This is a genomic window from Ottowia sp. SB7-C50, from assembly GCF_033110285.1.
Taxonomy (GTDB): Bacteria; Pseudomonadota; Gammaproteobacteria; order Burkholderiales; family Burkholderiaceae_C; genus Ottowia.
This window is the reverse complement of the sequence record NZ_CP136995.1, coordinates 1,769,919-1,783,802: the sequence shown is the minus strand read 5'-3', so window position 1 is coordinate 1,783,802 and position 13,884 is coordinate 1,769,919. Positions and strand designations below refer to the sequence as shown.

Below are 13,884 nucleotides of genomic sequence, written 5' to 3'. Positions count from 1 at the left end.
CATCAACGGAACTGGCTCAGGAAGCGGATGTCGCCGTCGAAGAACTGGCGCAGGTCGTTCACGCCGTAGCGCAGCATGGCGAGCCGGTCGATGCCGGAGCCGAAGGCGAAGCCGATGAAGCGCTCCGGGTCCAGCCCCATGTTGCGCACCACCTGCGGGTGCACCTGGCCCGAGCCGGACACCTCCAGCCATTTGCCGGCCAGCGGCCCCGTCCGGAACTGGATGTCGATTTCGGCGCTGGGTTCGGTGAAGGGGAAGTAGCTGGGCCGAAAGCGCAGGATCAGGTCGTCCGTCTCGAAGAAGGCCTTGCAGAAGTTCAGGTACGTGACCTTCAGGTCCTTGAAGCTCACGTTCTCGCCCAGCCACAGGCCTTCGACCTGGTGGAACATGGGCGAATGGGTGGCGTCGTTGTCGACGCGGTAAGTGCGGCCGGGCACAATGACGCGCACCTCAGGGATTTCGCCCGCCGCCAGGGCCGCCGCGTGCTTGCGCGCGTGCGCGGTGGCATAGCGGATCTGCATCGGGCTGGTGTGCGTGCGCAGGCAGTAGGGCTGGCCGTCCTCGCCCTGCATGTCGACGTAGAAGGTGTCCTGCATCGACCGCGCCGGGTGATTGGGCGGGTTGTTGAGCGCGGTGAAGTTGAACCAGTCGTTTTCGACCTCGGGGCCATCGCCGACGTCAAAGCCCATGCTGCCGAAGATCTGCTCGATGCGCTCCCACGCCAGGCTGACCGGGTGCAGCCCGCCTGTGCCGCGCTGGCGGCCCGGCAGCGTCACGTCGAGCGCCTGCGCCTTCAGCTGGCGCGCCAGTTCGGCATCGGCCAGCGCCTGGCGGCGCGCGGTCAAGGCGGCTTCGATGGCCTGCTTGGCCTGGTTGATGGCGGCGCCGCGGGTTTTCTTGTCGTCCACGGACAGCTGCGCCATGCCCTTCATCAGCTCGGTCACGCGGCCGGACTTGCCCAGGAACTGCGCCTTGGCGTTTTCGAGGTCGGCGGGGGTGTCGGTGCGGGCGAAGGCGGCTTCGGCGCTTCGGACCAGTTCGGCCAGATCGGTGGAAGCCAGGGAGTCGGTGATCATCGGTGCAGGGCCCACGGGTTCTCAAATGAAAAAGGGATTGAAGCCAATCAGGCCTCAACCCCTTGAACCACCAGCGCGATCAGCTATTGAAAGTAGAGTGCGCGTGGCGGTGCCGGAATCAAGCCAGCTTGGCCTTGGCCTGCTCCACGATGCCGGCAAATGCGGCCTTGTCGTGCACGGCGATGTCGGCCAGGACCTTGCGGTCCAGCGTGATGCCGGCCTTGTTCATGCCGTTGATGAACTGGCTGTAGGTCAGGCCCAGTTCACGCGTGGCGGCGTTGATACGCGCGATCCACAGACGACGGAACACGCGCTTCTTGGTGCGGCGATCACGGTAGGCGTACTGGCCCGCCTTCATCACCGCCTGTTTGGCGACGCGATAGACGTTCTTGCGACGACCGCGGTAGCCTTTGGCCAGCGCGAGGATTTTCTTGTGACGAGCACGGGCGGTAACACCACGTTTGACGCGAGGCATAGGTTCTCTCCTGTTCCGTCAGTTGATCAAAGGCCGGCAAAGGGCAGCATCTGCGCCATGTGACCCATGTTGGTCTCATGCACATTCACCGCACCACGCAGCTGGCGCTTGTTCTTGGTGGACTTCTTGGTCAGGATGTGACGCTTGAAGGCTTGACCGCGCTTGACGGTGCCACCGGGACGGACGCGAAAACGCTTCTTCGCGCTGCTCTTGCTTTTCATCTTGGGCATTGAATGCTCCGTTTTATTGTGCTCGTGAGGCGTGCGCAAAACAGCTTTGCACCCTTGTTGGCCCCGAGCCACTTGTTGCGGCAGGCCTTTCAGCCTGCCCGTTCGCCGGGTTGCCCCGGCAAATCCTTCAAAAACGCCTGTCCGGTCAGGCCGCCGCTGCCGGCTGCTGCTCGCTGGCCGGCTTGGCCGCACCGGCCGCCACCTTCTTGCGCGCCGGGGCGATCATCATGATCATCTGGCGGCCTTCCAGCTTGGGAAACTGCTCGACGATGATGCTGTCGGCCAGTTCGTCGCGAATGCGGTTGAGCAGAGCCAGACCCAGTTCCTGGTGCGTGATCTCGCGGCCGCGAAAGCGCAGCGTGACCTTCACCTTGTCGCCATCGGCCAGGAAGCGCCGGATATTGCGCATCTTGATGTTGTAGTCACCGTCATCGGTACCAGGGCGGAACTTGACTTCCTTGATTTCGATGACCGTCTGCTTGGCCTTGGCCTCGGCGGCCTTCTTCTGTTCCTGGTACTTGAACTTGCCGTAGTCCATCAGGCGACAGACCGGCGGGTTGGCCGTGGCGGCAATTTCCACCAGGTCCACGTCCAGTTCGCCCGCCATGCGCAGGGCTTCCTGCAGCGGGACGATTCCCAGGGGTTCGTTCTCGGGGCCGTTCAGGCGCACTTCGGGCGCCATGATTTCTCGATTCAGACGATGCGCGCGCTCTTCCCGGTGGCGGCGGTCACGAAAATTGGTAGCGATGGCAAAAATCCTCTAACTAAAAATGCTACGAAACAAGTAGCTACAGCCGCACAATCCACGCGGGCCAGAGCTGGTTTTCTTAAAAAATCAGGCTTTGGAAGCGACGTCCTGGGCGATGCGTTTGGCAAACGCATCGAGGGACATCACACCGAGGTCTTGATTGCCCCGGGCGCGCACTGCGACGGCGCCGGCTTCCTTTTCCTTGTCGCCGATGACCAGGATGTAAGGCAGCTTTTGCAACGAATGCTCGCGTATTTTATAGGTAATCTTCTCGTTGCGCAGGTCAGTTTCCACCCTAAGCCCTTGATTTCGCAGCGTTTTAGCCACGTTTTGCACGTAATCGGCCTGCGCGTCGGTGATGCCGGTCACCACCACCTGCACCGGCGACAGCCAGACCGGCAGCGCGCCAGAGAACTGCTCGATCAGGATGCCGATGAAACGCTCCAGGCTGCCGACGATGGCGCGGTGCAGCATGACCGGGCGGTGCCGCGCACCGTCCTCGCCCACGTATTCGGCGTCCAGCCGCTCGGCCATCGAGAAATCGACCTGCATGGTGCCGCATTGCCATTGGCGGCCGATGGCGTCCTTCAGCGTGTATTCGATCTTGGGGCCATAGAAGGCGCCGTCGCCGGGGGCAATCTCGAATTCGCAGCCTGAAGCGCGCAGGCTTTCCATCAGCGCGTGCTCGGCCTTGTCCCAGCTTTCATCGCTGCCGATGCGCTGCTCGGGCCGCGTGGCGACCTTGTAGATGATATCGGTGAAGCCGAAGTCCTTGTAGACCTTTTGCAGCAGCGCCGTGTAGGCCGTGCATTCGGGCAGGATCTGATCCTCCGTGCAGAAGATGTGCCCGTCGTCCTGCGTGAAGGCGCGCACACGCATGATGCCGTGCAGGCCGCCCGTGGGTTCGTTGCGGTGGCAGGCGCCGAATTCGCCGTAGCGCAGCGGCAGGTCGCGGTAGCTTTTCACGCCCTGCTTGAAGATCAGGATGTGACCGGGGCAGTTCATCGGCTTCAGCGCGTAGTCGCGCTTTTCCGACTCGGTGGTGAACATGTTGTCGCGGTACTTGTCCCAGTGGCCGGTCTTTTCCCACAGCGCCTTGTCCAGGATCTGCGGGCCCTTCACTTCCTGGTAGCCGTTGTCGCGGTACACGCGGCGCATGTACTGTTCGACTTCCTGCCACAGCGTCCAGCCCTTGGGGTGCCAGAACACGGTGCCGGGCGAATGCTCGTCGATGTGGAACAGGTCCAGCTCGCGCCCCAGCTTGCGGTGGTCGCGCTTTTCGGCCTCTTCCAGCATCGTCAGGTACTGCTTCAGGTCTTCCTTGCTGGCCCAGGCCGTGCCGTAGATGCGCTGCAGCATCTCGTTGCGATGGTCGCCGCGCCAGTAGGCCCCCGCCACCTTCATCAGCTTGAAGTGCTTGAGCTTGCCCGTGCTGGGCACGTGCGGGCCGCGGCACAGGTCCTCGAAGGCGCCTTCGCGGTACAGCGACACGTCTTCGTTGCTGGGGATGCTGGCAATCAGTTCGGCCTTGTAGGCTTCGCCCAGGCCCTTGAAGTATTCGACCGCCGCGTCGCGCGGCAGCACGCGGCGCACCACGGGCTCATCCTTGGCGGCCAGTTCTTCCATCTTCTTCTCGATGGCGGCCAGGTCGTCGGGCGTGAAGGGGCGCTTGTAGCTGAAGTCGTAATAAAAGCCGTTCTCGATCACCGGGCCAATGGTGACCTGCGCATCGGGAAACAGCTCTTTCACCGCATAGGCCAGCAGGTGCGCCGTCGAGTGGCGGATCATCTCCAGCCCGTCGGCGTCCTTGGCGGTGACGATGGACAGCGGCGCGTCGTGGTCGATGACGAAGCTGGTGTCGACCAGCTTGCCGTCCACCTTGCCGCCCAGCGCTGCCTTGGCCAGGCCCGTGCCGATGGACTGCGCCACTTCGGCCACCGTCACCGGGCCGGGAAATTCGCGCTGCGCGCCATCGGGAAGCGTGATTTGAACCATGTGAGAACCTCTGGAAATCGCGTGTGTATGTCAAAAAAAGCGGGCAACAAAAAAGCGCGGGTGGGGCCGCGCTTTCGGTATGTTTTGCTGGCACATCGCGCGCTGCGCGCAATGGCTACACCGTCATCGGCCTGACAACCCGTTCCTGGCGAAGGGAGTAGTTCGCGGTGTCATAACCGAAGATGCCTTTCTCGCTCTTGTGTGAGGTGGTTGACCGGCGCTCGCGTGCTGCGGCGCAACAAGTGGGATTTTAGCCCACTTGTCGCCGTGCGCGGTGCGGCATCGGCCGCGGCCACCGTGTGAACTGCGTGTAAAGCTGGGTGAAGGCGCGCCCCTGGCGTCAGCCCACCGCCCCAGCCGACCGTTTTGGGACGGAAAGGCGGGCGGTGTTCGCTCGCATGTCACAGGACGCACCCCATGAAACTGCTTTCATCTTCCGTCGCTCGTCCGGCTCTGCTGGCATCGGTCGCCGCGGCCGCCCTGCTGGCCGGTTGCGTGGTGGCACCGGTGCCGGGCACCGTCTACAACGACCCCTATGGCGGCCCGACGCAAACCGTGTACGCGCCGGTCGCGCCGCCCGCCCCCCTATTACGAAGTGCAGCCTGCCCTGCCCTACCCCGGCGCGATCTGGATCAACGGCTACTGGAACTGGAGCGGCGGCCGCCACGTGTGGACGCCCGGCCGCTACGAGCGCCCGCGCCCCGGCTATCACTACCAGAATCCGCGCTGGTCGCAGGGCCCGCGCGGTGGCTGGCAGCTGCATGGTGGCGGCTGGCACCGATAAAAATCGGCTGTCAGCGCTTGTCTGACGAGCGCTGGCAGCTATCAAGCTAATAGCATCCCGGGTTCAGGCATCGCCGTCGATGCGCCCGGCGACGTTGTCCACCATCACCGGTGTCTCGAAGTACGTCAGCTGCGGGTCGCACCCGTACTTCTGGCGGATGAAGCCGCGCCACGCGTCGTCGTACACCCGTTCGGCGTCGGCGCGGCTTTGCCACAGGTAAACGCCGCCGGCCGTCCGGCCATCTTCCGACAGCAGGTAGTGCTTGCGCACCAGCCCGGTCATGCCCAGGTAGCGGGGCGCCGTGCTGTTGAACACGTCGCGCGCCTGTTCGACGGTCATGGGTTCGGGCAGGGTGAACTGCACCAGTGCGGTGATCATGGTTGACTCCTTCGGGCGGCGGTGCGTGCCATTGTGAACGCGGCGCCCCGGCCGCGCCCATCGCCCAGCTCACGCGCAGGCGCGAGCCATCCAACAAAAAAGCCACGGCGCAAGGCCGTGGCTCTGTCTCCTCGATGACCGCTGGCGCGCGGTCAACCCTCGCTATGGATCAATGGAACTGCTCTTCCTCGGTCGAGCCGGTCAGCGCCTTGACGCTGGACGAGCCGCCCTGGATGACGGTGGTCACGTCGTCGAAGTAACCCGCGCCCACTTCCTGCTGGTGCGACACGAAGGTGTAGCCCTGCTCGCGCGCCTTGAACTCGGGCTCTTGCACCATGTTGACGTAGTGCTTCATGCCCTCGCCGCCGGCGTAGGCCTTGGCGAATTCGAACGTGCGGTACCAGTTGACGTGGATGCCGGCCAGCGTGATGAACTGGTACTTGTAGCCCAGTGCGGACAGCTCGTCCTGGAACTTGGCGATGGTGGCGTCGTCCAGGTTCTTCTTCCAGTTGAAGCTGGGCGAGCAGTTGTACGACAGCAGCTTGCCGGGCGACTTGGCGTGCACGGCCTGGGCGAATTCGCGGGCGAAGCCCAGGTCGGGCGTGCCGGTTTCGCACCACACCAGGTCGGCGTAGGGCGCGTAGGCCACGCCACGGCTGATGGCCTGCTCGAGGCCGTTCTTGACGCGGTAGAAGCCTTCCTGCGTGCGCTCGCCGGTCAGGAAGGGCTTGTCGTTCGCGTCGTGGTCGCTGGTGATCAGGTTGGCGGCCTCGGCGTCGGTGCGGGCCAGCACGATGGTGGGCACGCCCATGACGTCGGCGGCGAAGCGGGCAGAAATGAGCTTCTCGCAGGCTTCCTGTGTGGGCACCAGCACCTTGCCGCCCATGTGGCCGCACTTCTTGACGGCGGCCAGCTGGTCTTCAAAGTGCACGCCGGCGGCGCCGGCGGCGATCATGTTCTTCATCAGCTCGAAGGCGTTCAGCACGCCGCCAAAACCGGCTTCCGCGTCGGCCACGATGGGCAGGAAGTAGTCGACAAAATCCTTGTCGCCAGGGCCGATGCCGCGGCTCCACTGAATCTCGTCGGCGCGCTTGAAGGTGTTGTTGATGCGGCGCACCATGGTCGGCACCGAGTCATACGCATACAGCGACTGGTCGGGGTACATGGTTTCGCTGGTGTTGCCGTCGGCGGCGACTTGCCAGCCGCTCAGGTACACGGCCTCAAGGCCCGCCTTGGCCTGCTGCATGGCCTGGCCGGCGGTGATGGCGCCGAAGGCGTTGACGTAGCCCTTCTTGGCCTCGCCGTTGATCAGGCCCCACAGCTTTTCAGCGCCGCGCTTGGCCAGCGTGTACTCGATCGGCAGGCTGCCGCGCAGGCGCACCACGTCGGCGGCGCTGTAGCCGCGCTTGATGCCTTTCCAGCGCGGGTTGGTGGCCCAGTCTTTTTCGAGGGCGGCGATCTGCTGTTCGCGGCTGAGTTGGGCGGTGGTGTTGGGCATGTGAAAGCTCCGGTTGAAGAGAAAAGAGAACTGTGAGGAACCGATCCGGCACCTGTGGCGCAACGCGGGAGCGCTGCACTGGCGGGTTGCCGTTGAAGGCGATCATACTCTTGTATAAGACCCAAAACCATTCTTATGTCTTATACAAGACAAAATTTATTTCATTGAAAATCAATGGCTTGCGCAGCAGTTTCCTCCATGCGGAATCCATTTTTTCATATCAAGAAATTTTGCGGCGCTGCAACAAACTGGCTTTTTATGATGCGCTTGTGCGATCTCACAATGCAAAATCAAGCAGCGGCGAGCCAGTCACCGCCGATGAGCACCGCCGCCCCGCGCAGGTAGCGAGGGTTGTATTCGTACACGATGCAGCGCAGATCGACCGCGCCGCCCTCCGCCCGCTGCACGGTCACATCCACCACGCGCTTGAAGTACTCGTCGCCCTGCGCGGGGTACAGCCCTTCGATCTCATCCAGTCGCCGCTCCAGCGCGGGCACGATGGCGTAGACCTCGCCATGCACGCGCCCCGCGCCGCCCAACACCACACCCCGATAGGCACCCAAGTCGTACAGCGTGCCCGCCACGTGCGCGGTCCCGACGAACACCGGCGCAGGCGCCAGCCGCGTGATGTCGTTGGCCCCGCCGCGCCGCAAGGTGCCGTAGACGAACACATGCGTCACCGGCTGCGAGCGCTGGGCAAACGATTCGAAGGGCGGTGCGTTCGTCATGCGCCGAGCTTACGGCGACGCCGGCCATGCGCCGCAGCGATGCGGTGCCGTTGTCGCGCACGGTGTGCAGTCACAGATCGCACCGAACCCACATGCAAGTGCTGCGCGGGGCGTTGCCTTGGCATGGCCAGCCCATTGGCGCCGGCTGGCCGTCGCCTATAGTCCCGCATCGCCCTGCCGCCCGCTCGCCGTGACGTCTGCCCCCGCCCTGCCCCGCCCGCTGGCCTATGCCTGCCTGGCGCTGTCGATGAGCCTGGTGGGCAGCTATGTGGCCTTGTCCAAGCCGCTGGCGGCCGTGTTTCCGGTGCTGCTGCTGGCGTGGCTGCGCTTCGGCATCGGCGGCTTGGCCATGGCGCACTGGCTGAAGAAGCCGCCCGGCGAACCGCCCATGTCGCCCCGGACGCGGCGGCTGCTGTTCCTTGAATCGTTTCTTGGCAACTTCCTGTTCACGCTGTGCATGATCAGCGGCGTGAAGCTGACCAACGCGGTATCGGCCGGCGTCATCATGGCGGCGATACCGGCGGCGGTGGCGGTGCTGAGCTGGCTGTTCCTGCGCGAGCGCGTGGCGCCGCGCGTGTGGGCGGGCGTGGCCTGCGCGGTGGTCGGCATCGCCTTGGTGGCGCTATCGAAACAGGAGCTGCCAGCGCTGGACCCGAGCGCGGGTGCGCCCCAAAACACCACAACCCTGGCGTGGCTGGGCAACCTGTTGCTGATCGGCGCGGTGCTGTGCGAGGCCAGCTATGCCGTGATCGGCAAGGCGCTCACGGTCAGCTTGTCGCCGCGCCGCATCAGTGCGCTGATCAACCTGTGGGGGCTGATCCTGACCACACCGTTCGGGTTGTGGCTGGCCTGGCGCTTCGACTTCGGTGCCGTGCCGGTGGCCACGTGGGTGCTGCTGGTCTTCTACGCCCTGGCGGCCTGCATGTGGACGGTGTGGCTGTGGATGACCGGCCTGAAAAGCGTGCCTGCCGCGCAGGCCGGTGTGTTCACGGTGCTGCTGCCCGTCAGCGCGGCCGCCGTTGGCGTCGGCGTCCTGGGAGAGCGCCTGAGCGGCCTGCAGATGCTGGCCTACGGCGTGGCCTTGACCGGCGTGCTGCTGGCCACGGCGCCCAGCCGCACTGCGCGCGACCGGGGCGATGGATAGGCCGACGTGCCGTGCGCGTGGCCAGCGCAGTGCTGGAGTGGCCCAACGGCACGCACAGCCACGCAGAAATCGAAGCGCGACGGCAGCTTGCAGCACTGGCTTGAAGTCGCCCCTGAAGTGCCCGCGGCGCCTGCTGCGCACCACCGGCGCGCCATCGCCGTGTCCAGGCGCACGGCGCACTGCAAAAAAAGCAACATTGCAGAGGGAAAAACCGTGGTTCCCCCTTGGAAGCGTGCTACTTATCCAGTAGCATCACCGTCAGCCAACGGATGCTGAAGCGAAGTTGGCATCACAAGACGACTTTTCCAGCAAAGAGGAACAGCATCATGGCAACTGCAAAGAAAGCTCCGGCCAAGAAGGCCGCCCCGGCGAAGAAGGCCGCCCCGGCCAAGAAGGCTGCGCCCGCGAAGAAGGCCGCACCGGCCAAGAAAGCCGCTCCGGCAAAGAAGGCTGCGCCCGCCAAGAAGGCCGCCCCGGCCAAGAAGCGCACCCCCAGCGCCGCCTTCATGAAGGCCATGACCCCCAGCGCCGCCCTGGCCGCCGTGGTGGGCAGCAAGCCGCTGCCGCGCACCGAAGTGACCAAGAAGGTGTGGGAATACATCAAGGCCAACAAGCTGCAGGACGCAGTGAACAAGCGCAACATCAACGCCGACGCCAAGCTCAAGCCCATCTTCGGCAAGGCGCAGGTCACCATGTTCGAGATGACCAAGCTCATCAACAACCACCTGTCGTGATCGCGCGCTGAGCGCCATCGCACGCAAAAGCCGGCTCGATGAGCCGGCTTTTTTGTTGCCTGAAAGGCTGCCAGCGCTTTATGTATCAGCGCCGGCAGCTATCAAAACCGCAGCTTCACCGATCAGGCAGCGCCCTTGTTCTCGATCGCGTCCAGCGTCATGCGGGTGGTGATGACCTGCTCGCTCAGCATCACCTCGATCAACGTGCCCTCGGCTCGCGCCAGCGCGTCGCGCAGTGCCGGCTCGAACTGCTCGGTGCGCTCGACGCGCACGCCCGCGTAGCCATAGCTTTCGGCCAGCTTCACGAAGTCGGGGTTGACCAGTTCGGTCCCTTCCTGCCGGTGCGGGTAGTCGCGCGCCTGGTGCATGCGGATGGTGCCGTACACGCCGTTGTTGAGCAGCACGACGATGGTCCTGGCGCCGTACTGGCGCGCGGTGGCCAGTTCCTGCCCGTTCATCATGAAGTCGCCGTCGCCCGCGATGGTGACCACCGTGCGCCCGGTGGTGATGGCGCACGCGATACCCGCCGGCACCCCGTAGCCCATGGCGCCGCTGGTGGGGGCCAGCTGTGTCTTGTGGCCCTTGGCGATCCCGTGGAAGTGGAAGTAGCGGTGCGTCCAGCTGGCGAAGTTGCCGGCGCCGTTGGTGATGGCGGCGTCGGCGGGCAGCAGCTTCTGCAGCGTGCAGACGATGGCGTGCATGTCGACCGGCCCGGGCAGCGGCTGCGGCTTCATGTTGGCGACGTGGTCCATGTGCACGGCCTCGGTCCAGCCGCGCCACGGCTGCTCGGCCGGCGGCTGCAGGCCGGCCAGCCCGGCGGCCACGGCCGGCAGGCTGGCGCACAGGGCCAGGTCGGGCTGGTAGACGCGGCCCAGCTCTTCGGCGCTGGTGTGCACGTGCACCAGCTTCTGCGCCGGGCGCGGCACCTTCAGCAGCGTGTAGCCGCTGGTGGTCATTTCGCCCAGGCGCGGACCGATGGCCAGGATCAGGTCGGCATCCTTGATGCGCTGGCCCAGCCGGGGGTTGATGGCGATGCCGACGTCGCCCGCGTACAGCGGGTGGTGGTTGTCGAAGGTGTCCTGAAAACGCATGGCGTTGCCGACCGGCAGGTGCCAGGCTTCGGCAAAGGCCGCCAGGTCGCGCGCGGCCTCGGGCGTCCAGCCGCCACCGCCGACGATGACGAGGGGCTGCTTCGCCTCCGACAGCATCTGGCGCAGCCGCTGCATGCCCTGCGCGTCGGGCTGATACGCGGGGGGGGGTCCCAGCGCGGCGTGGCGCGCAGGCTGTCGGGCACGGGCTGCGTCAGCATGTCTTCGGGCAGCGCCAGCACCACGGGGCCGGGACGGCCGTTCATGGCGGTGGCGAAAGCGCGCGCGACGTATTCAGGCAGGCGCTCGGCGCTGTCGATGCGTTCGACCAATTTGGCCATGCCGAAGGCGCCGAAGAAGGCGCCGTAGTCCACTTCCTGGAAGGCCTCGCGGTCGCGCTGGTCGCTGGCCACGTCGCCCACAAACAGCACCATGGGCGTCGAATCCTGCGATGCCGTGTGCACGCCGATGCTGGCGTTGGTCGCCCCCGGCCCGCGGGTGACGAAGCACACGCCCGGCCGCCGCGTCAGCTTGCCATGCGCCTCGGCCATGAAGGCGGCGCCGCCCTCCTGCCGGCAGATCACGAATTCGATCTCGTCGCGGTGCTGATAAAAGCCGTCCAGCGCGGCCAGATAGCTTTCGCCCGGCACGCCGAACGCATGGGTGACGCCCTGGGCCAGAAGGCATTCAACGAGAAGATGGCCGGCAATGCGTTGGGTCATGCGGGGGGATTATGACTACCCCCCCTGAGCGGCTGACGCCGCTTCCCCCCTCTGCCGCGCGAGGGGGGGGGACACCGCCAGCGGGCGGGCCAAGCCCTTCCGCGGCGATCGCTCACATGGCCTGCGCCGCGCCGTTCGTTTCGTGCCCTTGGCCGCCCCAAGAGGCAATCGAATCAAATCTACCGCCCATCGCCGTGGCGCCGGCGCGAGCAGCTCTTTTTTTCAGAGCATCTTCAAGAGGCGGCCGTGCGCTTGCCCACCCCCAGCGCCGCCACCACCGACAGCGTCAGGAACACCGCCGCCAGCATCAGCGTGGCGGCGTACAGGCCGCGGTCCATGAACAGGCCGTAGATCAGCGGCGCCAATGCAAAGCCCATGTCCAGCCCCGAATACACGGTGCCGTAGACGCGCCCGGTGGCGCTCTTGGGCGTGGCCTTCTTGATCATCATGTCGCGGCTCGGGCCGCCGATGCCGACCGCGAAGCCGGTGGCCGCCAGCATTGCCATCGAACCGAACCCGCCCAGCCAGCCGGTGGCCGCCAGCACGATCAGCACCGCGCCGATGCCCATGGCCCAGGCTACCACGCGGTCGCTCTGGCGCGGCATGCGCGCGGCCACGAAGCCGCCGATGAACATGCCTAAAGCGCCGCACAGCATGTAGGCGGTGATCATGGTCGTCGCCGCCTCGAAGCTGACGCCGTGCATGGCCTGCATGATGGGCGAGGCGAAGTTCTGCACCACCGCCAGCGTCATGGTCGACAGCAGGAAGAACGAGAAGCACCACCACACCACCGGCAGCTTCAGGAAGGCCGTGCCGCTGCCCTGCGCCGCATCGGCCGCGTGGTGCACGACCTCGGTGCGCAGCGCACTGCGGTTCAACACCAGCACCGCCAGGATGCCCGCGTACAGCGCCGCCGCCGCCAGGTAGCCGGCGCGCCAGCCGTGCGACGCGGTGAAGAACAACAGGAACACCGGCGTCAGCGCCCAGCCCAGGTTGCCGCTCAGCCCGTGCGCGCTGAAGGCGTAGCCGAGCCGGCGCGTCGACACGCGCTGGTTGAGGATGGAAAAGTCCACGGGATGAAACGGCGCGTTGCCCAGCCCCGCAAACACCGCCACCAGCATCAGCCCGGCGTAACTGTGCGCGAAATAGCCCGACAGGCAGGCGCAGATGAAGCACACGAAGGAGCCGAACAGCACCGGCCTCGCCCCCACCTTGTCGACCACGAAACCCGACAGCGCCTGCCCCGTACCCGAGATGATGAAGAACATCGTCATCAGAAAGCCCAGCTGCGAGAACGACAGCCCGAACTCCTTGGCGAAGATCGGAAACAGCGGCGGCAGCAGCAGGTGCGAAAAGTGCGAACTGGCGTGCGCCAGGCCCACCAGGCCGATGATCCGGGCGTCCTGCGACAGCGGCACTTCAGGCGCTGGGGCGGGAACGGCTGGCGTGGCGCGCGCGGCGGCGGTGTTCATGACGGGCAGCAAATGCGAAAGGCGATGCGCCCGATTGTTGGGCGAGTCGGGCCAGGGCTACACTTGCTGAAAATCGATTGATCGACAAACATCGTCGAATTCAAGCCAAAACCGCCGTGTCCGACCCGCGCCCGCACGCACCGCCCCGCCCTCGCCCGCCGCGCACCATGCCGGCCTGGATGTCGGGCGACCAGGGACGCTATCGCCCCACGCCCGAGCGCCCCTTGCGCGGCAAGGAAGCCCGCGCCATGCAGCCCGACGCGCATTTCGAGCGGCACCGCCACGCCTGGGCGCAGGTCGCCTACTGCGCCAGCGGCGTGATCCAGGTCAACGTGCAGGACGCGCCGCAGGGCCACGAAGTGACCTACCGCGTGCCGCCCTCGCGCGCCGTGTGGATCGCCCCCGGTGCGCTGCACAGCGTGACGGTGCTGGAGCTGGCCGAGCTGCACACGCTCTACATGGACGCCAGCGTGGTGCCCGCCGGCTGGCAGCGCAGCCGCGCCATGGCGGTATCGCCCCTGCTGCGCGAATTGCTGCTGGCGCTGGAGCATGCCGAGCCGGGTGAGCGCGAACGGCGGCTGGCCGATCTGGCCCTGCACGAAATCGCCAGTGCGCAAGTGCAGACGCTGGGCGTGCCGCTGCCGCGCGCCGACGGCGGCGACAAGCGGCTGCGCGCGCTGTGCCAGGGCGTCATCGCCGCGCCGGCCGAACGCGCCACGCTGGCCGACTGGGCGCGCCACGTGGGCGCCAGCGAACGCACCGCCGCGCGGCTGTTCCGCGACGAGCTGGGCACCAGCTACCAGCAATGGCGC

General features: G+C 65.9%; 13 protein-coding genes and 2 pseudogenes. 4 read left to right on the top strand and 11 right to left on the bottom strand.

From position 1 onward, the window contains the following. Positions 1–2: 2 nt before the first annotated feature. The 5 genes from pheS to thrS form a co-directional block, all read right to left on the bottom strand. On the bottom strand, positions 3–1,076 hold the full coding sequence (pheS, locus tag R0D99_RS08545; RefSeq protein WP_317750970.1) for a phenylalanine--tRNA ligase subunit alpha: 1,074 nt from the start codon (positions 1,074–1,076) through the stop codon (positions 3–5). Positions 1,077–1,194: 118 nt separating this feature from the next. Continuing rightward, positions 1,195–1,551: a 50S ribosomal protein L20 gene (gene rplT / locus R0D99_RS08540; protein WP_317750969.1), complete on the bottom strand. Its 357-nt coding sequence runs from the start codon at positions 1,549–1,551 to the stop codon at positions 1,195–1,197. A 26-nt stretch (positions 1,552–1,577) separates the two neighbouring features. Next, on the bottom strand, positions 1,578–1,781 hold the full coding sequence (gene rpmI / locus R0D99_RS08535) for a 50S ribosomal protein L35 (protein ID WP_317751048.1): 204 nt from the start codon (positions 1,779–1,781) through the stop codon (positions 1,578–1,580). Positions 1,782–1,926: 145 nt separating this feature from the next. Then, entirely contained in the window at positions 1,927–2,463 is a 537-nt protein-coding gene (gene infC, locus R0D99_RS08530) for a translation initiation factor IF-3 (protein WP_317750968.1), read from the bottom strand. Between the two features lie 153 nt (positions 2,464–2,616). Next, entirely contained in the window at positions 2,617–4,524 is a 1,908-nt protein-coding gene (gene thrS / locus R0D99_RS08525) for a threonine--tRNA ligase (RefSeq protein ID WP_317750967.1), read from the bottom strand. A 535-nt stretch (positions 4,525–5,059) separates the two neighbouring features. On the opposite strand from thrS, the gene R0D99_RS08520 reads away from it, so the two are divergent. Next, positions 5,060–5,308, top strand: a complete 249-nt coding sequence (locus R0D99_RS08520; protein ID WP_317750966.1) for a hypothetical protein — start codon at positions 5,060–5,062, stop codon at positions 5,306–5,308. Between the two features lie 63 nt (positions 5,309–5,371). Here R0D99_RS08520 and R0D99_RS08515 read toward each other — a convergent pair whose 3' ends face one another. From R0D99_RS08515 to R0D99_RS08505, 3 genes are all read right to left on the bottom strand, one after another. Continuing rightward, positions 5,372–5,686, bottom strand: a complete 315-nt coding sequence (locus R0D99_RS08515; protein ID WP_317750965.1) for a YdhR family protein — start codon at positions 5,684–5,686, stop codon at positions 5,372–5,374. A 169-nt stretch (positions 5,687–5,855) separates the two neighbouring features. Further along, positions 5,856–7,184: an isocitrate lyase gene (gene aceA / locus R0D99_RS08510; RefSeq protein WP_317750964.1), complete on the bottom strand. Its 1,329-nt coding sequence runs from the start codon at positions 7,182–7,184 to the stop codon at positions 5,856–5,858. Positions 7,185–7,474: 290 nt separating this feature from the next. Continuing rightward, the gene (locus R0D99_RS08505; protein WP_317750963.1) at positions 7,475–7,912 is read right to left on the bottom strand and encodes a gamma-glutamylcyclotransferase family protein; all 438 of its coding nucleotides are present in this window, start codon (positions 7,910–7,912) and stop codon (positions 7,475–7,477) included. Positions 7,913–8,159: 247 nt separating this feature from the next. On the opposite strand from R0D99_RS08505, the gene R0D99_RS08500 reads away from it, so the two are divergent. Both R0D99_RS08500 and R0D99_RS08495 read left to right on the top strand, forming a co-directional pair. Further along, positions 8,160–9,056 carry a DMT family transporter gene (locus R0D99_RS08500; RefSeq protein WP_317751047.1) on the top strand — a complete coding sequence of 299 codons (897 nt, stop codon included), beginning with the start codon at positions 8,160–8,162 and terminating at the stop codon, positions 9,054–9,056. A 326-nt stretch (positions 9,057–9,382) separates the two neighbouring features. Then, entirely contained in the window at positions 9,383–9,790 is a 408-nt protein-coding gene (locus R0D99_RS08495) for an SWIB/MDM2 domain-containing protein (protein ID WP_317750962.1), read from the top strand. Positions 9,791–9,912: 122 nt separating this feature from the next. Here R0D99_RS08495 and R0D99_RS08490 read toward each other — a convergent pair whose 3' ends face one another. The 3 genes and pseudogenes from R0D99_RS08490 to R0D99_RS08480 form a co-directional block, all read right to left on the bottom strand. Further along, complete coding sequence (locus tag R0D99_RS08490; RefSeq protein WP_317750961.1) at positions 9,913–11,016, bottom strand: thiamine pyrophosphate-dependent enzyme; 1,104 nt, start codon at positions 11,014–11,016, stop codon at positions 9,913–9,915. Between the two features lie 287 nt (positions 11,017–11,303). Then, positions 11,304–11,600, bottom strand: a pseudogene (locus tag R0D99_RS17235) (thiamine pyrophosphate-binding protein); the annotation flags it as partial. 233 nt (positions 11,601–11,833) lie between these two features. Then, the gene (locus tag R0D99_RS08480) at positions 11,834–13,072 is read right to left on the bottom strand and encodes an MFS transporter (RefSeq protein WP_317750960.1); all 1,239 of its coding nucleotides are present in this window, start codon (positions 13,070–13,072) and stop codon (positions 11,834–11,836) included. 167 nt (positions 13,073–13,239) lie between these two features. Between R0D99_RS08480 and R0D99_RS08475 the strand changes: the two are divergent. Continuing rightward, positions 13,240–13,866, top strand: a pseudogene (locus R0D99_RS08475) (AraC family ligand binding domain-containing protein); the annotation flags it as partial. Between the last annotated feature and the right edge of the window lie 18 nt (positions 13,867–13,884).

Excerpts from the sequence above, each read along its gene's own strand:
- infC (WP_317750968.1), bottom strand. The coding sequence starts at position 2,463 with ATGGCGCCCGAAGTGCGCCTGAACGGCCCCGAGAACGAACCCCTGGGA.
- R0D99_RS08500 (WP_317751047.1), top strand. The coding sequence starts at position 8,160 with ATGAGCCTGGTGGGCAGCTATGTGGCCTTGTCCAAGCCGCTGGCGGCC.
- rplT (WP_317750969.1), bottom strand. The coding sequence starts at position 1,551 with ATGCCTCGCGTCAAACGTGGTGTTACCGCCCGTGCTCGTCACAAGAAA.
- R0D99_RS08505 (WP_317750963.1), bottom strand. The coding sequence starts at position 7,912 with ATGACGAACGCACCGCCCTTCGAATCGTTTGCCCAGCGCTCGCAGCCG.
- aceA (WP_317750964.1), bottom strand. The coding sequence starts at position 7,184 with ATGCCCAACACCACCGCCCAACTCAGCCGCGAACAGCAGATCGCCGCC.
- R0D99_RS08495 (WP_317750962.1), top strand. The coding sequence starts at position 9,383 with ATGGCAACTGCAAAGAAAGCTCCGGCCAAGAAGGCCGCCCCGGCGAAG.
- R0D99_RS08520 (WP_317750966.1), top strand. The coding sequence starts at position 5,060 with ATGGCGGCCCGACGCAAACCGTGTACGCGCCGGTCGCGCCGCCCGCCC.
- pheS (WP_317750970.1), bottom strand. The coding sequence starts at position 1,076 with ATGATCACCGACTCCCTGGCTTCCACCGATCTGGCCGAACTGGTCCGA.
- R0D99_RS08480 (WP_317750960.1), bottom strand. The coding sequence starts at position 13,072 with ATGAACACCGCCGCCGCGCGCGCCACGCCAGCCGTTCCCGCCCCAGCG.
- R0D99_RS08515 (WP_317750965.1), bottom strand. The coding sequence starts at position 5,686 with ATGATCACCGCACTGGTGCAGTTCACCCTGCCCGAACCCATGACCGTC.
- rpmI (WP_317751048.1), bottom strand. The coding sequence starts at position 1,781 with ATGCCCAAGATGAAAAGCAAGAGCAGCGCGAAGAAGCGTTTTCGCGTC.
- thrS (WP_317750967.1), bottom strand. The coding sequence starts at position 4,524 with ATGGTTCAAATCACGCTTCCCGATGGCGCGCAGCGCGAATTTCCCGGC.
- R0D99_RS08490 (WP_317750961.1), bottom strand. The coding sequence starts at position 11,016 with ATGCAGCGGCTGCGCCAGATGCTGTCGGAGGCGAAGCAGCCCCTCGTC.